We start from the raw sequence: 19,599 nt of genomic DNA on the forward strand, positions 1-19,599 counted from the left end.
TGATTTGAACCGCAGGAAATCGTCTGCGGGAATGTAATACTCTATTGAGAGATATCATGAAATATACGACGTATTTTCATTCGGCTGTAGCGATGGTTATTTTTGCAGGTCTGTCGGGCAATGCGATTTCCGCGCAGGGGGAATGGCTTCAGCCGAAACAGCTTATAGTGGACAACAGCCTGCCGCAGGCGCAATTAAAGGTGAATGAAGCCGTTGCCAGAGAATATGCTTCATTCTGGAACACGGGTAATGAAACCCTGGCGCGTGATGCCCTGGCGGCAGGTTTTATTGATAAAACGCCTCCGAAAGGGCGTACGCAGGGGCCGGAAGGCGCTATTTTAGCGTCCCGCGCGTTTCGCGCAGCCGTGCCTGATTTGCGCTGTGACGTTGAGCAAATGATTATTTCAGGCGATCGCGTGGTTTCGCATTTACATTTTCACGGCACGTTCACCGGAACATTTGGCAAGCTGAAAGGACAGGGGCAGAAAATTGATTTTATCGCCACGGATATTTATGAGATTGGTGACGGTAAAATTGTGGCTAACTGGCATATTGAGGACAACCTGACGCTGATGAAACAGCTGGGCGCGCTGTAAATTCATCACTCCGGGGCGGCCCGGAGTGATGCAAAAATCCTATAAGCCAAGATCGCTCAGCGAAGGGTGATCGTCCGGACGTCTGCCCAGCGGCCAGTGGAACAGACGCTCAGAGGCTTTGATTGGCATATCGTTTACGCAGGCAAAGCGGCGCTTCATCAGTCCGTCCGGCTCAAACTCCCAGTTTTCATTGCCGTAAGAGCGGAACCAGTTGCCGGAATCATCATGCCATTCATAGGCATAGCGCACCGCGATCCGGTTCTCCGTAAATGCCCAGAGCTCTTTAATCAGACGATAGTCCAGCTCTTTTTTCCATTTCCGCTCCAGAAACGCCTGGGCTTCTTCACGGTTGGTGGCGAACTCTGCGCGGTTACGCCATTGGGTATCCAGCGTATAGGCAAGCGCGACTTTCGCCGGGTCGCGGCTGTTCCAGCCATCTTCTGCCAGTCTGACTTTTTCGATGGCGCTTTCACGAGTGAAGGGCGGTAAAGGAGGACGTGTGTTCATGGCGATTACCTCAGTGTTATATTATGTAGACAGGTCTGTCTACTTGCGGTAATCTATGCCTGTAAAATAACGCTGTCAACATTATTTTAGAGGCTACCCAAAAGTGAAAACAGAACCCGCAGGCAACGATACAAAAATCAGCGTCAGAGATAAGATATTACTCACGGCGCACGATCTGTTTTATTCCACGGGCTTCAGGGCGACGGGGGTGGATACGCTGATTAAAGCGTCTAAAGTGACCAAGGTGACGTTCTATCGCCATTTTCCCAGCAAGAGCTTGCTTATTCTTGCCTATTTGAACTACCGGCATGAAATATGGATTAACTGGTTTGAGACCACGCTGCGTCGACATCTCGATCAAGGCGAAATACCTGCCGATGCGATATCCGCAACGCTTTACGAATGGTTTATTTCGCCCGAGTTCCACGGCTGCGCGTTTATTAACGCCAGCGCAGAGGCGAAATCGGAAGATATTGAAAACGAAATAAAAGAGATATGCCGCAGTCATAAATCAGAAACAAAGAAAATTATTGCCTTGCTGACGAAGAGTGCTGATGAGCGCGTCGTCAATGAAATCATGCTGCTCATTGACGGCGCAATTATTCATGCACAGATGGGCATGGATTCAGAAATGGTAAGACATGCGTTAAAAAAGGGCCTGGAGAAACTGTCCGAACAGTGATATTCCCCGGTGCTTAATCAACTCTCGCACCGAGCCGATTAAGCACCCGCGTTACACTGTGGGAATGGTGCCGCCATCAATCACAAATTCAGTACCGGTGATACTCGCAGCATGCGATGAAGCGAGGAAGACGATGAGGTTGGCCACCTCTATCGGTCTGGCAGGGCGTCCGAGCGGTATTCCACCTAGCGCCTTCATAATGATCTGCTTGCCGCCTTCGTAGTCTGTACCTGCCTGCTTTGCCAGCCTCTCCGCCAGTGCAACCGCCGCTTCAGTTTCGATCCAGCCGGGCGCAACGCGCACCACCCGAACGCCCTTCGGTGAGACTTCCTTTGAAAGGCTTTTACTGTAGGTTGAGAGGGCTGCTTTAGCCGCCGCATAACCCGTTGTTGATTCCGGTAACGGCAGCTCGCGCTGAATAGACGTCACGTGAATAATCACCCCATTTCCCTGCGCGAGCATTCCGGGAAGCAGGGCGCGATCTAAGCGTACTGCAGGCAACAAATTAAGATTGAGCTCCTGCTGCCACTCTTCTTCGCCAAGCGCAGCAAAACCGCCACCGGGTGAGGTTGAACCGCCCGCAACATGGATAATCACGTCGACGCCTCCCATCTGCTCCTGAACCGCAGATGCGACAGCGGCACATCCAGCGACCGTCGTAAGGTCAGCGGCGACGAAAGTATCTGCGACATCTACGTCCGGCTCGTGGCGCGCAGTGGTGAATACCGTTGCACCGAGCTGTTTTAAAAGCCCGACGACCGCTTTTCCGAGCCCTTTCGTGCCAGCGGTAACAAGCACGCGTTTGCCTTTAAAATCAATATCTAATGACATGACCTTGCACTCCCGTTATTTACAGTACAGGTATATTCAACATAGACTGAGAAATTGACAAGTACGCACGAAAAAGTGAGCTACTGAATTATGAGTAAGTTATATAGTCCGGAATCTGCCGCGAGCGGCGTGGAGCAAGTGTTACGGCTGCTGGAAGGCCGCTGGAAATTAATTATTCTTTTTCATCTTTTCGACGGAAAAGTGCAGCGCTACTCAGATTTCGAAAAACTGATCCCCGGTATTTCCCAGAAGATGCTGGCGCAGCAGCTCAGGCAACTTGAATCCGATGGTATCGTTTCTCGGATGGTCTACCCGCAAGTGCCACCGAAAGTGGAGTATCGCCTCACCGATTGGGGGCAGGCATTATGTCCGGCGCTTGATGCCATGCTGAAATGGGCAGAAAAGCGCGAGGCTTACGCAAGCCAGTAAATCCGGCGGCCAGCACGCTGCAATGGAATAGCGTTGCCCGTAACCCATTTATGCAAAGGAAACGAAAAATGAGAACACAGAAGCGATGCCTCGGCTGCGTGGCTATTGTGGTTGATGACTACGATCGCGCCATTGAATACTACACAGATAAGCTGGGTTTTACCCTCGTAGAGGATACGCCTCAACCGGGTAAACGCTGGGTGGTCGTCTCACCCAACCCGGAAAGTAACTGCAACATTTTGCTGGCTCGCGCTTCTAACGAGAGGCAGGAAAGCTTTATCGGCAATCAATGCGGCGGCAGAGTTTTCCTCTTCCTCCAGACGGACGATTTTTGGCGCGATTACCGTGCCATGAAAGACAAAGGCGTTCATTTCTGTGAAGAGCCTCGTGAGGAAGAGTACGGTACGGTGGTGGTGTTTGAAGATATTTACGGCAACCGCTGGGATCTCTTTCAAAATGCCCAACGCGGGTGATTACCAGGGAGACTTTCCATGACGCTTCAAATTCGACAGGCCACCCGTGCCGATGCCGCGCTCTTAAGCGAGCTGGGATACCGAATCTATCCCGCCCATTTTCAGCATCTGTGGGTGTCAGACGCAGAGATGAAGGATTTTCTGGACGGCGAGTACGCGCTTTCCGTACTTGAACAGAGCCTGAAAGATAACGCTGTTTCCTGGTATGTTGCTGAGACCGATCGGCCAGTGGGATTTATGAAAGTGACCTGGGAAGCCCTGCTCCCGGAAACGGACAAGAAGGGCGTTCTCCTCAACAAGCTCTACCTCGATCCCACCGAGACCGGCAAGAACTATGGCCAGGTGATGTTCAACAGCATCACCGACATGGCCCGGAGCAGGGGAAAAGACTATCTCTGGCTGGAAGTGCTTGAGCAGAACGCGGGAGCGTACCGGTTCTACCAGAAGCAGGGCATGCTCTGCGTTAAGAACGTCCTTTTCGAAACCGCATCACAGCAGAGCATAATCAGGATTATGGGGATGTCTCTTTAGAGCGAGAGCTCTCGTCACGCTGTGCCAGCGACAGTGCGCTGGCGCTGGCGGGATCGAACAGCGAGAGGCTCTCAATCTGATTGAGTAAAATCACCTTCCGGAATGACATGGCGCTGCGGGGCTCGGAGTCGAGCGTGATGTCATGCTCCGCATACCACTTGCTGTAGTTATTCTCGATGCGAAAGTTCATCGTCTTCGCATCTCTGTACCCGCTTAACATCGGAATCAGCACGATATTGGCCGTTTTTTCATATTCCAGCGTCGCGGTGTGGATCATGCCGACGTAAATCCGCCTCGACCGCAGCGTGACCTGCGCCAGTTCCCCTTGCTCCATACACTGATACAGCAGCTGTTCAATACCGCTCGACTGCGCCAGACGTTTGTAGAGCTTTTTCCGGCTTTCGCCGTCCAGCCTGGCGCTGCCTGCCCAGTTAGAGCGGTAGAGGCAAAACAGGATGGCAAACGCCAGCATCACGACCACCGGCGCCTGAATGCCTAAAAAGCTCCAGTTCATAAAGTCGATTTGCCAGTCGGTATATTTCGGCGAGGCAAAGTGAAAAGCGTTGTTGGCTGCAGAAAGGGCGAGCAGGAGCAGCCAGAGCAGACCGGTGGCAATCACGCCCTGCAGAACGAAAATACAGCCGTACAGCGCCACAAGAAAATAGACGTCCCAGCCAAATGAACGCTTGATTTTAAAGCGGGTCGACAGGTCGCGGCTGGTGTACCAGTACCCGCATACCATCAGCACCATAAATATCGCCGTTCCCATATCAGGCCCTCTTCAGCATATTGACGTGACGCAGAAAATCCTGCCGCACCTCGTTGCTTTTGTAGTTCACCGAGGCGTTCCCGTCCTGGTCGATAATGATGCGATCGCCATCTTCGACGGCTTCAATAATTTCCTGCTGGCTCATCACCTGCAGTAAGGATTCCGGGCTTGAGAATAGGGAGAGAAAGAAACGTTTCATGCAGGCATCCTTATGAATAAAAAGGATAAGCCTGGAAGAAGACCGGCGAGTTTGCCTTAAGGAAATCCTGAAAGTTAAAGTCGGGTGGCGGCCACTCCTTACCCGGTCTACAAAACTCACTTTTTTACTGTTATTAAGTTATTGATATATAGTTAAAATAAAAAATAAATCTCCACAAACTTGGACAAATAACGTTAATTGTGTAAGTTTTAAGTATGCGATTACGCCACGTTGTTTACAGCCAGGATGTGACCCATGAGCACTTTGCCCTCTGTCGTGAGTCGGTTTGTTGAGTACTACGCCGCACTGGATAGCCAGCCGCCGTCCGCGCTGGTGGGGCTTTACCATTCGAATGCCACGCTTATCGATCCGTTTGGCGAGCATGACGGGATTTTCGCGCTTCAGCGCTATTTCACCCATCTGCTGGCCAACGTCGAGCATTGCCGTTTTACCATCGATACGCCGCTGTGCAGCGGGAACCGGTTTGCTGTGACCTGGGTAATGCACTGGTCGCATCCGCGCATTGCCGGGGGAGAGCCGCTCGAACTGCCGGGATGTTCGGTGGTGGACACGGAAAACGATCTCATCACGCACCAGCGCGACTACTACGATGCGGGAGAGATGATCTACGAACACCTTCCTCTGCTGGGCTGGGCGGTACGCGGCGTGAAGCGGAGGGTCAAATCATGAAAACGGTGCTGATCACCGGAGCAAGCTCGGGCATTGGCGCCGGGCTGGCGAAATCCTTTGCCGCAGACGGCTACCACGTGATTGCCTGCGGACGCGATCCGGCGCGCCTCGAAGCGCTGCATCAGACCTGCCCCAATCTCACCGTTCGCCTGTTCGATATGACAGACAGGGATGCCTGTCGCCAGGCGCTGACCGGCAGCTACGCCGATCTGATTATTCTCTGCGCCGGTACCTGCGAATATCTCGATGGAGGCGTGGTGGATGCGGCGCTGGTGGAGCGGGTTATGGCGACAAATTTCCTCGGCCCGGTGAACTGTCTTGACGCGCTGCAGCCCCAGCTGACGGCTGGCAACCGCGTAGTGCTGGTGAGTTCCATGGCCCACTGGCTACCTTTCCCACGGGCAGAGGCCTACGGCGCGTCCAAAGCGGCCCTGAGCTGGTTTGCCGAGAGTTTGCGCCTGGACTGGGAGCCAAAAGGAATTGCCGTCACGGTGGTCTCCCCGGGCTTTGTTGATACGCCGCTGACGCGCAAAAACGACTTTGCCATGCCGGGCAGGGTGAGCGTCGACGAGGCGGTCAAGGCGATCCGTACCGGGCTGGCGGCAGGGAAAATGCATATCGCGTTTCCTGACGGGTTCGGCTTTATTTTGCGGTTGCTCTCCGGGCTGCCTGCGTTTCTTCAGCGCGCGCTGCTGCGCAGGATGGTGCGTTCATGAACATTGCGATTATCGGCAGCGGCATCGCCGGGCTGACCTGCGCCTGGCGCCTGGCCGGGCACCATCAGGTGACCCTGTTTGAAGCGGGCGCCACGCCCGGCGGCCATACCGCAACGGTTGACGTCTCGACGCCACAGGGTACCTACGCGATCGATACCGGGTTTATCGTTTACAACGATCGCACCTATCCGCGCTTTATGGGCCTCCTCAGCGAGCTGGGCATCAGCGGACAAAAAACGCAGATGAGCTTTTCGGTGCACAACCCGGCGACGGGGCTGGAGTACAACGGACACACCCTGACGTCGCTGTTTGCCCAGCGCCGAAACCTGGTGAATCCGGCATTCTGGCGGCTGCTCGGGGAGATCGTCCGCTTCAATCGTCTGGCGAAACAGGCGCTGGACGGGGAGGTGGACCCGAACGCCACGCTGCAAACGTTTCTGGAACAGCACGGCTTCACGCCGTTTTTTGCGCGCCACTACATTCTGCCGATGGGGGCCGCCATCTGGTCCTCGTCGCTGCAGGAGATGAAGCGTTTCCCGCTGCCGCTTTTCTTACGTTTCTTCCAGAACCACGGGCTGCTGGATATCACCCAGCGCCCGCAGTGGTACGTGGTGCCGGGCGGCTCGCGGGAGTATATCCGCGCCATGCTCGACAAGCTGGGCGACCGTCTGAATCTGCATCTCAATTCTCCGGTGCAGCGGGTGAGCCGCCACGAGCACGGGGTTACGCTTCAGCTTGAAAACGGTAGCCATACCTTCGAACGGGTGATTTTTGCCTGCCACTCCGCCAGCGCTCTGGCGATGCTTGATGACCCGACGCCCGCAGAGCGCGAGGTGCTGGGCGATATCGGCTGGCAGCGCAACGAGGTCGTTTTACACAGCGATCCGCGCTGGCTGCCGGAGCGGCGGCGCGCGTGGGCCAGCTGGAACTACCGCCTGAGCGCTCACGAGCAGGCCAGCGCCTGCGTCACCTACAACATGAACATCCTGCAGGGGCTCCCTGCGGGCAGTCCGCTGTTCTGCGTCACCCTCAACCCGGACGCGCCGGTGGATGAACGCTTCGTTCTGCAACGCTTTGTCTATGAACATCCGCTGTTTAACCCGCAAAGCTGGCGGGCGCAGGCGCGGCGCGGCGAGATCAACGGTCATAACCGGAGCTGGTACTGCGGTGCCTGGTGGTACAACGGCTTTCATGAAGATGGCGTGCGCAGCGCGCTGGACGTGGTCAACGCGATAGCGGCCGGAGAGGGGAACTGAGATGAACAGCTGCCTCTACCACGGCGTATTACGCCACCGCCGCCTTCAGCCGAAAACCCACGAATTCAGCTACAGCGTCTTTATGGCCTGGCTGGATCTCGATGAACTGCCGCTGCTGCCGTCAGTCGGCGTGCGGCGCAATCGCTTTGCCGGCGCCTCGTTCCACGACGCGGACTATCCGCTCGGCACGCCGCTTAAAGAGAACGTGCTCAGCAGGCTGGAGAGCCTGACCGGGGAACGTCCGGACGGGCGGGTGATGCTCCTGACGCAGCTGCGCTATTTCGGCTTTCATTTCAATCCGGTCAACTTTTACTACTGCTACGACGGGAAGGGAACGCTGCGCTGGGTTCTGGCGGAGGTCCGCAACACGCCGTGGAATGAACGTCATTACTATGCCGTCAACGGACAGGATGCGCAGCCGACGGAAAAAGCGTTTCACGTTTCCCCCTTCAACCCGATGGACATGATCTACCACTGGCGCTTTAACGACCCGGATAACACGCTGCATATGCACATTGAAAATCATCAGGAAGTGAAGGTCTTTGACGCCACGCTGGCGCTGCGCCGGGAGCCTTTGACGCGCCCCGCGCTGCGCTCGCTGTTGCTGCGCATTCCGCTCATGACCCTGAAAACCGTTTTTGCCATTTACTGGCAGGCGCTGCGCCTGTGGCTCAAGCGCGTGCCGCTGTATAACCATCCCGTCAGCAGGAGTGAACGCTCATGACCGATCCCGTCTTTGCGTTAGAACCCGATATTCCGCGCAACGTCCGCATCGCACGATGGCTGCTGTTTCGTCTGTTAAGCGGTATCCGCGGCGGCTCGCTCACGCTGCGTGAAGGGGCGCAGACCTTCCATTTTGGCGAGTCATCCTCCGCGCTGCATGCCGACGTGCAGATCCTCACGCCCGGCGTCTACTGGCGCGTCTTAACGGGCGGGAGCCTTGCTGCGGCAGAAGCCTGGATGGACGGCGAATGGGAAACTGCACACCTCACGCCGCTTCTGGAGCTGCTCGCGATAAACGGCGAGGTGCTTGGGCGTCTGGAAAACGGGTTCCGTCTGCTCGGCAGGCCGCTGGAGCGGATACGCCACTGGACGCGGCGTAACTCCCGCATGCAGGCGCGCGAAAATATTGCCGCCCATTACGATCTGGGCAATACCTTTTATGCCCATTTTCTGGATAAAGAGCTGCTCTATTCCAGCGCGCTGTTTACTGGTGACGAGCAGGATCTCACGGCGGCCCAGCGGGCCAAAATGGCGCGCCTGTGTGACCAGCTGGCGCTAAGTCCGGGTGACCACCTGCTGGAAATTGGCACCGGCTGGGGCGCGATGGCGGAATACGCGGCGCGTCATTACGGCTGTCGGGTAACGACCACCACGCTGTCGCAGGAGCAATATAGCTGGGCGACCGAGCGGATCGCCCGCGCCGGGTTGCAGGATCGCGTTGAGGTACTGCTCTGCGACTATCGCGACCTCACCGGACAGTACGACAAGCTGGTCTCGATAGAGATGATTGAGGCCGTCGGGCAACGCTATCTGCCCACGTTCTTCCGCACCTGCCAGGCGCGGCTGCGCCCGGGAGGACGGATGGCGATTCAGGCCATTACCATTCAGGACCAGCGCTATCGTGACTACAGCAAAAGCGTCGATTTTATCCAGCGCTACATTTTCCCGGGCGGATTCTTGCCGAGCATCACCGCGATGAACGAGCTGATGACGCGCCACACCGATTTCGTGGTGCGCAATCTTTTCGACATGGGTCCCGACTACGCCCGCACGCTGGCCCACTGGCGGCAGCGCTTTGTCCACGCCTGGCAGGAGATTGAAAAGCTCGGCTTCGATGAACGGTTCCGCCGCATGTGGCTGTACTACTTTGGCTACTGTGAGGCCGGGTTTAACGCTCGCACCATCAGCGTGGTGCAGCTGACCGCCGAGCGCGTATGAGACGTTACCTTCAGGTCTTCCTGCTCGCCGTCGCGTTCGATCTCTACTGGGCGCTGGTGGTGCTCTTTCGCGAACAGGGCCTGATTATCTGGCTTGCGCTGGCGATCCTGGCGTGCCTGCTCTTGCCGCCTGCTTACCGTTTTTACGCCATTGGGCTGGCCGCGGCGGGCAGTCTGCTGGACGCACTCTGGGCCCTGACCGGGCTGATTGCCTTTACGGGCGAGTCCCTGATGCCGTTATGGATGGTGGCACTGTGGCTGATGTTCGCCACTGTCTGGACGCAGCTGACGCGCACCACCACGCTACCCGGCTGGCTGCTGACCCTGCTGGCCGCCGTGGGCGGGCCGGTGGCCTACCTGTTCGGCGAGCGGCTGGGAGGCATCACTTTTCTGGAGCCGACCTTTATCGTCGTGAGCTGGATGGCGCCGGGCTGGCTGGTACTGATGCTGTTTTTCCACCTGCTGATGGGGAGACAAAAATGAGATCTGTGGTTTTGCTGCTTTGGCTGACGCTGATTGTTCCTGTCGCCCAGGCCGCCGACTGGCTTGCCTGGCGGAAGGTGGGTGACGCCACGCTCACCTGGGGACCTTTCACCGTCTACACCTCCCAGCTGCGCACCCCGGATGGCCGTTATAGCCGGGATAATCAGGATCAGGCGCTGATTATTACCTATGCGCGCGACATCGATCGCGATGAACTGGTTGAGGCGACCCGCGACCAGTGGCAGGCGCAGGGGATCCTGGCCCAGGAACCGCAAAGCGAAGCCTGGCTGCGGATGCTCCAGTCGCTGTGGCCGGATGTCCGCCCGGGCTCACAGCTGGCGTTTGTTCTCAACGATAAGCAGGGGCAGTTCTGGTATCGCGCGTCAGCGGCGCAAACATCCTTTATTCCACTCGGACCGCGCCAGTCGGAAGCGTTCAGCACCCGTTTTCTGGCCATCTGGCTCGATCCCCGCACGCAATATCCTGAGCTGCGTCAGCAGTTAATCGGAGGCCAAAAATGAAACGTATCCTTATGATGGCGCTGGCATTCACGATGCTGCTGGCGGGCTGTAGCACTGAGGTGGCCGAGTATCGCCAGCAGCAGCCGCGGCTTGATATCTTCCACTACTTCCAGGGCAAAACCGAAGCGTGGGGGATGGTGCAGGATCGCAGCGGCAAGCAGATCCGCCGTTTCCACGTTGAGATTGCCGGAGACGTTATCGGCGATACGCTGACGCTCAACGAGCACTTCGTCTACGACGATGGCGAGAAGCAGCAGCGGGTCTGGCACATCCGGCGCGTGGGGAACGACCGCTACGAGGGAACGGCAGGGGACATTGAAGGGGTTGCCATGGGGCAGGCCGCAGGCAACGCCTTTAACTGGCATTACAGCATGAACGTGAAGGCTAACGGCAGCACCTGGCTACTGAACTTCGACGACTGGATGTATTTGCAGGATGAGACGCATCTGTTTAATAAAACCGAGATGAAGAAATTTGGCGTCACCGTCGCCACGGTGACGCTGTTCTTTACCCGTAAAGAGTGATGATGCGAGCAGTGAACTATCCCCTCGCCCCTATGGGGAGAGGGTTAGGGTGAGGGGAACATAGGGCGGCTGTGGTCATTCGGTACACTCTATGTTCCTCAATATTTTTTAGCTTTCGGCGCGGGATTTGCTTCCCGAGTATATAAAGGCCAGGGCAATCCCCAGGCACACCACCGCGCTCAGACGGCTCGGTGAAAACGGAATGGCCGCATTCCCCAGCCAGCCAAAGTTATCAATCAACATACTCATGGCGAGCTGGCCGAATATCACCGCCACCGTTGCGACGGCGGTGCCGATGCGCTGCACCGCCACGACCATGATCACAATGTAGGGCACGCCGAACATCGCCCCGATGAGCTGCCATTTCGGCACGTCCAGCAGCGTGACCGCCTGCTTCGGTTCAAAGAAGAAAATGAGCATGGCGGTTACCAGCGCGCCGACGGAAAACGTCAGAAACGCGCTTTTAAATACCCCGACATTGCTGCCGAGCTGCCCGTTAATCGCGGCCTGAATGCTCAGCGTTGCACCGCCGCAGACGGCCAGAAGAATCATTATCAGCGTCATATCATCACCCCTGCGCGACCAGAACCAGTGCCGCAATAATAAAAACCAGCGCCACGATACGTTTTGCGTTTATCTTCCTGTGCGGCGTACCCAGCAGGCCAAAGTGATCAATGATCAGGCTTTTAAAAACCTGACCAGCCAGAATGCCAATCATCGTCAGAGCGATGCCGATGGTCGGCGTGGCGATCGTCAGAATGACCACGTAAACAGGGCCAAGCACGCCGCCGAGCAGCTGCCAGCCGGGCTGGGCGAAAAACGACGGGCTGCTGCGCGGGCTGAAAAACAGCATCAGCAGAAACGTCAGCGCGGCGCCGACGCCAAAAATGCTGAACGTCGCCCATAAATCGCCCACTTCTCCCCCTAATGGCCCCAGTAGCCCCGCTTCGACGGAGAGGCCCATCCCGCCGGCAATCACCAGTAAAATCAAAACAAACTGCATTACGCTTCCTCCGTTTTCAGGCGAAGAAGATTACGTCGGTAGACCCGTGAGAAAAATGCCATAATGCAGGAAACACCTTTGCAGGAAATGCATTAATGTCAGATGCCGGAAGCATGAACCTTCGCTCACTGCTGCTGTTTATTGCCGTCTATGAAACGCAGAACTTTTCCGTCGTCGCGCGACGAGAGGGAATCTCTGCCTCGCAGGTGTCGCGCATTGTTCATCAGCTTGAGGACGCGCTCGGCCAGCAGCTGTTCTATCGCAATACCCGGGCAGTGATCCCCACGGAAAGCGGGCATCTGTTTATCCGCTATGCCCGGGCGATGGTCGATAACTTCGAAGAGGCGCGTCGTGAGCTGGATGAACGTTCGACCGAACCCTCCGGCACGGTCCGCATAAACGGGCCGGTATTTTTTGGACAGAGACACGTTGCGCCCGGACTGGCAGGTCTGGCCGAGCGTTATCCACAGTTAACCATTGAGCTGACGCTGACCGATGACTTTATCGACCCGCACCGGGATGCCGCCGATCTCATCTTCCGCATCGGCACTCTGACGGATTCGACGTTCCACGCCCGTGTTTTTGGGCAGCAGCGCTACCACCTCGCCGCGTCGCCCGCGTATCTGCGTCAACACGGCGTCCCGGCCGACCCGACCGAACTGAGCCAGCACTAATGTCTGGTTTACCGCGGTTCGTCCGGGCCTAACCGCTGGCTCGTGCGTCGCAAAGGGGAGAATTGGGTGCATTATCCCGTCGCGCCGCTGATGACGTCCAATAATGCGGAGTCGCTGCTTATTGCCGCGCTGGGCGGGATGGGGATCGTCCTGTTTCCGGACTGGCTGATTGGCGACAGGCTGAAGCGGGGGGAGCTGGTCGCCCTTTTGCCGGAAATGGCGTGCGCCATCAACACGGAGCAACTCAGTATTGCGGCGATCTATCCTAACGCACGTCATCCGCCCCTGAACGTCAGGGCGGTGATTGATTATTACGTGGCGTTTTTCGGTACGCCGCTCTACTGGCAAACGTAAGGGATTACGCGCCGAGCTCCTTGCGGATAATCTCTGCGCCGGCGCTGAGCGCTTTCAGCTTGCCGTTAGCCACCTGCCGTGAAAGCGGGGCCATGCCGCAGTTGGTTGACGGGTAAAGCTTGTCGGCATCGACGAACTGCAGCGCTTTACGCAGCGTATCGGCGACTTCCTCCGGCGTTTCAACGGCGTTGGTTGCCACATCAATCGCGCCGACCATCACCTTTTTACCGCGGATCAGCTCCAGCAGATCCATCGGCACGCGGGAGTTGTGGCACTCCAGGGAGATAATGTCGATATTAGAGGTCTGCAGCTTAGGGAAGGCCTCTTCGTACTGGCGCCACTCTGAGCCGAGCGTCTTTTTCCAGTCGGTATTGGCTTTGATGCCGTAGCCGTAGCAGATGTGTACCGCGGTTTCGCACTTCAGCCCTTCAATGGCGCGCTCCAGCGCGGCGATACCCCAGTCGTTCACCTCGTCAAAAAAGACGTTAAATGCCGGTTCATCAAACTGGATAATATCCACGCCCGCGGCCTCTAACTCACGCGCTTCCTGATTGAGGATTTTGGCGAATTCCCAGGCCAGCTTTTCGCGGCTTTTATAGTGCGCGTCGTAAAGGGTGTCGATCATGGTCATCGGCCCGGGCAGGGCCCATTTGATCGGCTTGTCCGTGAGCTGACGCAGGTACTTCGCATCGTCCACGAATACCGGCTTCTGACGCGCAACGGCTGAAACCACGGTCGGCACGCTGGCGTCGTAGCGGTTACGAATGCGCACCGTCTGGCGATTTTCAAAATCCACGCCGCTCAGGTGTTCAATAAAGGTGGTGACGAAGTGCTGGCGGGTCTGTTCTCCGTCGCTGACGATATCGATTCCCGCGCGGATCTGCTCATCCAGGGACAGGCGCAGCGCGTCCTGTTTACCCGCCAGGAGTTCCTGATCCTGTAATTTCCAGGGTGACCACAGCGTTTCAGGTTGTGCAAGCCAGGTCGGCTTAGGCAGGCTGCCAGCCGTAGAAGTCGGGAGCAATGTTTTCATAATAAAAGACCTTTTTTGATGAATTAAAGCGTGTAGTTATCAGACCACTGCTCAAGAATGTGTTGGTAAGGCTTAATAAAGTACGCTTCGGTAAAGCGACCCTGTTCAATCGCCAGTCGGCTACGCTCTTCCCGGTCATAAACAATTTTGGTTAAGGAGTGATCCTGCTGGTTCAGATCCGGTCGGTAGCACAGTCCCGCCGCCGAGTTTGCGTTATAAATTTCCGGGCGATAGATTTTCTGGAACGTCTCCATCGTGCTGATGGTGGCAATCAGCTCCAGATCGGTGTAGTCACTCAGCAAATCCCCTGTAAAAAAGAACGCGAAAGGCGCCACGCTGTTTTCCGGCATGAAATAGCGAACCTTCAGGCCCATCTTCGCGAAGTACTGTTCCGTTAGCGACTCGCCATCCGGCTGATACTCAACGCCCAGCACAGGATGCTGGTTACCGTTGCGGCGATAGGTGTCTTTGCTGGAGACGCTCAGGCAGATCACCGGACCCTTGCTGAAGTTCTCTTTGTATTCCGGCGAGCTCACAAAGTGGCGGAAAATATTGCCGTGCAGTTCGCCAAACTTTTCCGGAATGCTGAAGTGCTGCTGGTTCTTGTTGTGTTCCAGCAGGCGCACGCTGAAATCATAATCCCGCACGTAAGAAGAGAAGTTATTTCCGACGATGCTAGGGATACGCAGGTTATTTTTTTTGTCGACAATCGTGGTTTGCAATATCTCAATGGCCGGGAACGGTTTTTCCGCGCCAATGTTCAAGTCGACAGAGATGATTTCCAGCTCAACCGCGTAGCGATCGGCGTTTGGGTTATCCCAGCGCGCCAGGGCGTTAAAGCGGTTGTTGATCATCACCAGCGTATTGCGCAGGTTTTCCTGACGCTTTTCCCCGCGCGCCAGGTTGGCAAAGTTGGTGGTCGTACGCGTATTTTCTGACGGGTTGTAATTCTCATCGAAGCAACTGCGCTTAAGGGTATATGTGAAAGCTTTGCTCATTGTGGTTATGCATCCTAAGTTCATGTTGCTAAGAAGTTACCGATGCATAATTTATGCCTGAGCCCGCGGCGCAGGGGAAGTGACTTAATTTCAATGCAACATGAGCGAAGTTCATGAACAGTGTTGCGCACAGGCTGGAGAGGGCAGTGAGAGAAGAGGTATCGGAATGCTTTCGTTATACCTCCTTATTAATGCGATCCAATAGGCTGGTTGAAAATACAACCAGCAATTGATGTTGCGGATTTCAGCTCAACGTATCAATCAGCGTGGACAATAATTCGCTGAGGTTAGCATGTGTTTCAATGGCATAATCCATTGATGCTTTATCACGGATCTCGAAACAGTCATCTGTGAAGTTGTAGGCAAACACGGTCATACCATCTTCACCAATGAGTACCTTGTCAGTAAGGTTCGGATCAACATAGCTTTCGTTGTCACGTATTTCAAAGTTACGAATGTAGATATTCGACCATACGGGTTCACCGTTCTCCGCCCCCACCAGGCTGTACAGCGTCAAACCGTTATACTCAAGGCCATCCATGATTTCGAACATACCAGAGTAGTCCAGCCGGTTAACCATCAGGCGTTGGATATCCTCGTAAACTCTTCTCTTCTGAGCATCCCATTCAGCAGGGGCGGCTTTGTACATCAAGTCTGTCATTACGTCAGGATCTACTGGGTTGGCTACCGGGAAATGATTGTCAACCAGCAGTGTTTTAAGGATACCTGGAGTGAAATAACTCTTTAGTTGAGCAGGAAGCAAAGCAGGCAGTGCGATTGTTCTTCCTTCCTCATCGCAAAACTCGACAAGATAGCCCCGCGTAGGGGTGTCGAAAACCATAACAATGGTACCAATAGTCCCTTTTACCAGTCCTTCATCCGGTAAATCCTCGCCTAAAACCACTACGTCTAATTCGGCTCTTTTCATTTGTATTTTCTCATTTAACGAATATGGTTGTCAGGCGAGGAACTAACGCGTCTGTTTCATACATCCAACCTGTACGCACGATCGCTGTTTCATCATTGACGCCTAAAATGGACATATCGACAGCCATTGTTTGGCCGTAATTATTTGCCTGCAACACTTTGGCTGGGGCCGATAATACGCCTTCCTGGATTCTTGCGGCTAAAACATCTGCATTAGTTGGGTTGTATCCCAGCGCTGATTCAAACACCCTGGCTTTGTGCCCCCCTGTAGGATGTGTTGAATCTAAAGCATAAGCCGCGAGTTTTTTTGGGTCGATAACGGCGTGTTCAGCATTCACTAATGTACCATTCTCAGAGGTGAAACCTTTTACATATGGGTTTTCAAGTGCTGGTATCTTACTGAGACCCGATATTTCGTCTATTTCGCTTAAAGGGTTCAACCTGCCAATTGTCAATCCTGCTGCAATGGAGGCACCCGCAATTATTAACCCTTTGTTGTTCATGATTTGATCGTAGCCCGCGGGGGCATCCCCACCAAGCTGCTGTGCGGTTTCATGAAAACCTTTAGTATTGCCGTTATACACCCCACCAGCGGCGAGCAGTCGACCAACAGCTTTACTATTCAGCGTTTTCCCCGACGGTGAAGTTGTTGGCCCGTAATAATCATAATGCATCCGTTGAGTGGGAGCAGGCTTCCTGCCTTGCCGATCGGCAATAACGTTCCGGTAAGCGCTCATGATTTCGTCCTTATACCATGCATGCCACGATGAGGAAGTAGGGGCAAAAATTAGCTCGCCGTTATTGTCGATATAAAACGGGTTCCGGTCGCTGCTCCAGCGCCTGGAGGTATCTACTCCAACAAGCCAGCCAATTTGAAGTTCGCGTTCTACTTGATCATAAATGGGATCTGCGTAGCTGCATTGCCTTCGTTCATAGGGTCTTTGATGTGGAGATATGCTGTATTTTCTTTTGGGAAGACCAAAAGAGAGGCTATGACCGTTTGCTTCATAAGACAGATCATAATGTTTACACGCCTCTTTCAGTGAACCTGCTGGAGTAAGAATGTATTGAAAATCTTCAGGGTTTAATTGCCGTGTTAAATCATGTGACCGGTAGAGTCGAAACATGCGGAATCCTTATCGTTAAGCATCATTGTTCCTTTTAAGGGCATATTTTTTATCATTCTCTTAATAAGAAAAAACAGCCTACGCCTGAAGCGATCGCAATTATTCAATCCGCATCATATTCACGAACTGCTCATTTTTTTTAAGAAAATGACCTGACAATTTTTAATCACTCTTGCGGCTGTAACGTTAGTAAACGCTGAATAAATAATAAACAAAGCTCAGGCGACAAAGCGCCATGCCTACTTCTCTGGCACACTCTCCGCAATTCCCGCTATAATCCCCAAAATTTCCAACCGGTTTAGAAACAATCATGACAAAACTCACCTTACAAGAGCAGATGCTGAAAGCGGGCCTGGTCAGCAGCAAAAAAGCGGCAAAAGTGCAGCGCACGGCAAAGAAATCACGCGTTCAGGCGCGTGAGGCCCGGGAAGCGGTAGAAGAGAACAAAAAGGCACAGATCGAGCGCGACAAGCTGCTGAGCGAACAGCAGAAGCAGGCCGTGCTGGCGAAAGAGTTTAAGGCACAGGTGAAGCAGCTGATTGAGATGAACCGCATCACCGTGGCGAAAGGTAACATCACCTTTAACTTCACCGACGGCAATCTGATCAAAAAAATCGACGTCGACAAGCAAACCCAGGCTCAGCTGATCAACGGCCGTCTGGCGATTGCCCGTCTGGTCATTAACGCCAGCGGCGACTGTGAATACGCGATTATTCCGGCGGTGGTGGCCGATAAAATTGCCCAGCGCGATGCCGACAGCATCGTGTTAAACAGCGCGCTAAGTCAGGAAGAGCAGGACGAAGACGATCCGTACGCGGACTTCAAAATCCCTGACGATTTGATGTGGTAAACCGCATTCAGAACGGGGCGGCGTGACGGGCGTTAACCGGCTCTCCGCTCACGGGATGAATAAAATTCAGTTCGCTCGCATGCAGCATCAGCCGGGGCGTTTCCTCCGCCCCCGGCGCTTCAAGACCGCCATACAGATCGCAGCCCAGAATCGGGTGCCCCAGCTGCTGACAGTGAATACGCAGCTGATGGGTTCGCCCGGTCTCCGGCGTAAGCATCACCCGCGTTAACGGCAGTCCCGTACCCTGATAAAACCGTTCCACCACCCGATAGCGGGAGCGGGCGGGTTTTCCGTTGAGGGCGCAGATCGACATCAGCGGGAACAGCGCCGGGTCTTTGGCAATCGGCGCGTCTATTATTCCCTCGTCGTTTTCCACATGGCCGCAAAGCAGGGCGCTGTAGACCTTCTCCACGCTGCGCTGGCTGAACTGCTGGCACAGCGCCGCGTTGATGGCCTTATTGCGCGCAACCACCATCAGCCCGGACGTGCCGAAATCCAGACGGTGTACCAGCGTGCAGCCGGGGAACGTCTGGACCAGACGATAATGGACGGAATCAAGGTTTTGCGGATTTTTGCCCGAGAGGCTGAGCAGACCGGAAGGCTTATCGATCAGCAGCAGATGTTCATCCTGCCAGAGGATCTGAATGTCGTCGTGACACGGTGGGGCAATAAAAGAATCAATAATCGCAGACATCAGGCCGCCCGGCTGAAGAGTGGGAGCGGATGATAACGAAATGCGGGGAAAAGAAAAACCCTCCCACCAGGCGGTGAGAGGGCAAAATCTTAGGCTGCTACCAGACTGTCGATGGCGGCTTTCGCATCGGTCTGCGCTTTGGTCGCCACTTCCGGACCGTAAGCGATACCTTCAGCGAACACGAAGTTCACGTCGGTGATGCCGATGAAGCCCAGGAACAGGCTCAGGTACGGTGCAACCAGGTCGGTTGGGGTGTCTTTATGGATACCGCCACGGCTGGTCAGTACGATCGCACGTTTACCTTTCACCAGACCTTCAGGGCCGTTCTCGGTGTAACGGAAGGTTACGCCAGCGCGCGCCACCAGGTCGAAGTAGTTCTTCAGCTGGGTAGGGATGTTGAAGTTGTACATTGGGGCGTTGATGACGATAACGTCGTGCGCCTGCAGCTCGGCAATCAGCTCGTCGGACAGGGCCAGGGCTTCCTGCTGACGTGGAGACAGCGGTGCATCGCTTGGGCGCAGCGCGCCAACCAGCTCGCCGTCCAGCACAGGAATTGGGTTTGCAGCCAGGTCACGCACGGTGATTTCGTCAGCGGAATGCTGTTCACGCCACTGTTCAACGAAGTAATCAGACAGCTGACCAGACTGAGAGTACCCTGCCAGAATACTGGATTTCAAAACTAATACTTTGCTCATGGGTGATTCCTGTTGTTGCATTTGATTGAAGGGGGTTGCCCCGTTGCTTGTTGACACTCTATTCACAATCCTGCCACAGAGATAGCGCAATATATCG

26 protein-coding genes and 1 pseudogene are annotated in these 19,599 nt (G+C 55.0%); 15 read left to right on the top strand and 12 right to left on the bottom strand.

The window, feature by feature from the left end; genetic code table 11:
* Nucleotides 1-56 precede the first annotated feature (56 nt).
* The gene (locus UR289_RS15010) at nt 57-596 is read left to right on the top strand and encodes an ester cyclase (protein WP_221702398.1); all 540 of its coding nucleotides are present in this window, start codon (nt 57-59) and stop codon (nt 594-596) included.
* A 39-nt stretch (nt 597-635) separates the two neighbouring features.
* Here UR289_RS15010 and UR289_RS15015 read toward each other — a convergent pair whose 3' ends face one another.
* Nucleotides 636-1,103 carry a DUF1348 family protein gene (locus tag UR289_RS15015; protein ID WP_023311608.1) on the bottom strand — a complete coding sequence of 156 codons (468 nt, stop codon included), beginning with the start codon at nt 1,101-1,103 and terminating at the stop codon, nt 636-638.
* 103 nt (nt 1,104-1,206) lie between these two features.
* On the opposite strand from UR289_RS15015, the gene UR289_RS15020 reads away from it, so the two are divergent.
* Nucleotides 1,207-1,785 carry a TetR/AcrR family transcriptional regulator gene (locus UR289_RS15020; protein ID WP_320710731.1) on the top strand — a complete coding sequence of 193 codons (579 nt, stop codon included), beginning with the start codon at nt 1,207-1,209 and terminating at the stop codon, nt 1,783-1,785.
* 51 nt (nt 1,786-1,836) lie between these two features.
* On the opposite strand, the gene UR289_RS15025 is transcribed toward UR289_RS15020, so the two are convergent.
* On the bottom strand, nt 1,837-2,616 hold the full coding sequence (locus UR289_RS15025) for an SDR family oxidoreductase (RefSeq protein ID WP_033145455.1): 780 nt from the start codon (nt 2,614-2,616) through the stop codon (nt 1,837-1,839).
* 90 nt (nt 2,617-2,706) lie between these two features.
* Between UR289_RS15025 and UR289_RS15030 the strand changes: the two genes are divergently transcribed.
* From UR289_RS15030 to UR289_RS15040, 3 genes are all read left to right on the top strand, one after another.
* On the top strand, nt 2,707-3,045 hold the full coding sequence (locus tag UR289_RS15030) for a winged helix-turn-helix transcriptional regulator (RefSeq protein ID WP_023311611.1): 339 nt from the start codon (nt 2,707-2,709) through the stop codon (nt 3,043-3,045).
* A gap of 68 nt (nt 3,046-3,113) precedes the next feature.
* Entirely contained in the window at nt 3,114-3,518 is a 405-nt protein-coding gene (locus tag UR289_RS15035; RefSeq protein WP_320710733.1) for a VOC family protein, read from the top strand.
* A gap of 18 nt (nt 3,519-3,536) precedes the next feature.
* Entirely contained in the window at nt 3,537-4,049 is a 513-nt protein-coding gene (locus tag UR289_RS15040) for a GNAT family N-acetyltransferase (protein ID WP_320710735.1), read from the top strand.
* Here UR289_RS15040 and UR289_RS15045 read toward each other — a convergent pair.
* Nucleotides 4,030-4,818: a hypothetical protein gene (locus UR289_RS15045; RefSeq protein ID WP_032657321.1), complete on the bottom strand. Its 789-nt coding sequence runs from the start codon at nt 4,816-4,818 to the stop codon at nt 4,030-4,032. The two genes, UR289_RS15040 and UR289_RS15045, sit on opposite strands and share 20 nt — an antisense overlap.
* Before the next feature lies 1 nt (nt 4,819).
* The gene (locus UR289_RS15050) at nt 4,820-5,017 is read right to left on the bottom strand and encodes a hypothetical protein (protein WP_023311615.1); all 198 of its coding nucleotides are present in this window, start codon (nt 5,015-5,017) and stop codon (nt 4,820-4,822) included.
* Nucleotides 5,018-5,272: 255 nt separating this feature from the next.
* Here UR289_RS15050 and UR289_RS15055 point away from each other — a divergent pair, with 255 nt between their 5' ends.
* Genes UR289_RS15055 through UR289_RS15090 form a run of 8 tightly spaced genes read left to right on the top strand, consistent with a single transcriptional unit; the run spans nt 5,273 to nt 11,147 of the window.
* Nucleotides 5,273-5,707, top strand: a complete 435-nt coding sequence (locus UR289_RS15055; RefSeq protein ID WP_048977880.1) for a nuclear transport factor 2 family protein — start codon at nt 5,273-5,275, stop codon at nt 5,705-5,707.
* On the top strand, nt 5,704-6,423 hold the full coding sequence (locus tag UR289_RS15060; protein WP_032657315.1) for an SDR family NAD(P)-dependent oxidoreductase: 720 nt from the start codon (nt 5,704-5,706) through the stop codon (nt 6,421-6,423). Before UR289_RS15055 ends, UR289_RS15060 begins: the two co-directional genes overlap by 4 nt.
* Nucleotides 6,420-7,679, top strand: a complete 1,260-nt coding sequence (locus UR289_RS15065) for an NAD(P)/FAD-dependent oxidoreductase (RefSeq protein WP_320710739.1) — start codon at nt 6,420-6,422, stop codon at nt 7,677-7,679. The genes UR289_RS15060 and UR289_RS15065 overlap by 4 nt, the downstream gene beginning before the upstream one ends.
* 1 nt (nt 7,680) lies before the next feature.
* Nucleotides 7,681-8,403 (top strand): DUF1365 domain-containing protein, encoded by a 723-nt coding sequence (locus UR289_RS15070; protein ID WP_320710740.1) that lies wholly within the window; start codon nt 7,681-7,683, stop codon nt 8,401-8,403.
* A complete protein-coding gene (locus UR289_RS15075) occupies nt 8,400-9,620 on the top strand; it encodes an SAM-dependent methyltransferase (RefSeq protein WP_221702387.1) in 1,221 nt (406 codons plus the stop codon). The genes UR289_RS15070 and UR289_RS15075 overlap by 4 nt, the downstream gene beginning before the upstream one ends.
* Nucleotides 9,617-10,102: a DUF2878 domain-containing protein gene (locus UR289_RS15080; protein WP_032657304.1), complete on the top strand. Its 486-nt coding sequence runs from the start codon at nt 9,617-9,619 to the stop codon at nt 10,100-10,102. Before UR289_RS15075 ends, UR289_RS15080 begins: the two co-directional genes overlap by 4 nt.
* Nucleotides 10,099-10,623 carry a hypothetical protein gene (locus UR289_RS15085; RefSeq protein WP_320710743.1) on the top strand — a complete coding sequence of 175 codons (525 nt, stop codon included), beginning with the start codon at nt 10,099-10,101 and terminating at the stop codon, nt 10,621-10,623. The genes UR289_RS15080 and UR289_RS15085 overlap by 4 nt, the downstream gene beginning before the upstream one ends.
* Nucleotides 10,620-11,147 (top strand): DUF3833 domain-containing protein, encoded by a 528-nt coding sequence (locus UR289_RS15090; protein ID WP_320710745.1) that lies wholly within the window; start codon nt 10,620-10,622, stop codon nt 11,145-11,147. The genes UR289_RS15085 and UR289_RS15090 overlap by 4 nt, the downstream gene beginning before the upstream one ends.
* Before the next feature lie 108 nt (nt 11,148-11,255).
* Here UR289_RS15090 and UR289_RS15095 read toward each other — a convergent pair whose 3' ends face one another.
* Together UR289_RS15095 and UR289_RS15100 are read right to left on the bottom strand one after the other, a co-directional pair.
* Entirely contained in the window at nt 11,256-11,711 is a 456-nt protein-coding gene (locus tag UR289_RS15095; RefSeq protein WP_320710746.1) for a DMT family transporter, read from the bottom strand.
* A 4-nt stretch (nt 11,712-11,715) separates the two neighbouring features.
* Entirely contained in the window at nt 11,716-12,150 is a 435-nt protein-coding gene (locus tag UR289_RS15100; RefSeq protein WP_047647834.1) for a DMT family transporter, read from the bottom strand.
* Between the two features lie 95 nt (nt 12,151-12,245).
* On the opposite strand from UR289_RS15100, the pseudogene UR289_RS15105 reads away from it, so the two are divergent.
* Nucleotides 12,246-13,178 (top strand): annotated as a pseudogene (locus tag UR289_RS15105) (LysR substrate-binding domain-containing protein).
* Nucleotides 13,179-13,182: 4 nt separating this feature from the next.
* On the opposite strand, the gene UR289_RS15110 reads toward UR289_RS15105, so the two are convergent.
* The 4 genes from UR289_RS15110 to UR289_RS15125 form a co-directional block, all read right to left on the bottom strand.
* On the bottom strand, nt 13,183-14,211 hold the full coding sequence (locus UR289_RS15110; protein WP_023311627.1) for a methionine synthase: 1,029 nt from the start codon (nt 14,209-14,211) through the stop codon (nt 13,183-13,185).
* Nucleotides 14,212-14,234: 23 nt separating this feature from the next.
* Nucleotides 14,235-15,209: a DUF1852 domain-containing protein gene (locus tag UR289_RS15115; protein ID WP_320710749.1), complete on the bottom strand. Its 975-nt coding sequence runs from the start codon at nt 15,207-15,209 to the stop codon at nt 14,235-14,237.
* 244 nt (nt 15,210-15,453) lie between these two features.
* Nucleotides 15,454-16,137, bottom strand: a complete 684-nt coding sequence (locus UR289_RS15120; protein ID WP_320710751.1) for a YrhA family protein — start codon at nt 16,135-16,137, stop codon at nt 15,454-15,456.
* A gap of 10 nt (nt 16,138-16,147) precedes the next feature.
* Nucleotides 16,148-17,263, bottom strand: a complete 1,116-nt coding sequence (locus UR289_RS15125; RefSeq protein ID WP_320710752.1) for a DUF6883 domain-containing protein — start codon at nt 17,261-17,263, stop codon at nt 16,148-16,150.
* Between the two features lie 310 nt (nt 17,264-17,573).
* Here UR289_RS15125 and UR289_RS15130 point away from each other — a divergent pair, with 310 nt between their 5' ends.
* Nucleotides 17,574-18,113, top strand: a complete 540-nt coding sequence (locus UR289_RS15130; protein WP_023311631.1) for a DUF2058 domain-containing protein — start codon at nt 17,574-17,576, stop codon at nt 18,111-18,113.
* 7 nt (nt 18,114-18,120) lie between these two features.
* Here UR289_RS15130 and UR289_RS15135 read toward each other — a convergent pair whose 3' ends face one another.
* Together UR289_RS15135 and azoR are read right to left on the bottom strand one after the other, a co-directional pair.
* Nucleotides 18,121-18,807, bottom strand: coding sequence for an RluA family pseudouridine synthase (locus UR289_RS15135; protein WP_193139213.1), 687 nt, complete (start codon nt 18,805-18,807; stop codon nt 18,121-18,123).
* A gap of 89 nt (nt 18,808-18,896) precedes the next feature.
* Nucleotides 18,897-19,502, bottom strand: coding sequence for an FMN-dependent NADH-azoreductase (azoR, locus tag UR289_RS15140; RefSeq protein ID WP_008502313.1), 606 nt, complete (start codon nt 19,500-19,502; stop codon nt 18,897-18,899).
* Nucleotides 19,503-19,599: the final 97 nt, after the last annotated feature.

The sequence above is a fragment of the Enterobacter sp. 302C9 genome (assembly GCF_034106085.1).
Classification (GTDB): domain Bacteria; phylum Pseudomonadota; class Gammaproteobacteria; order Enterobacterales; family Enterobacteriaceae; genus Enterobacter; species Enterobacter asburiae_B.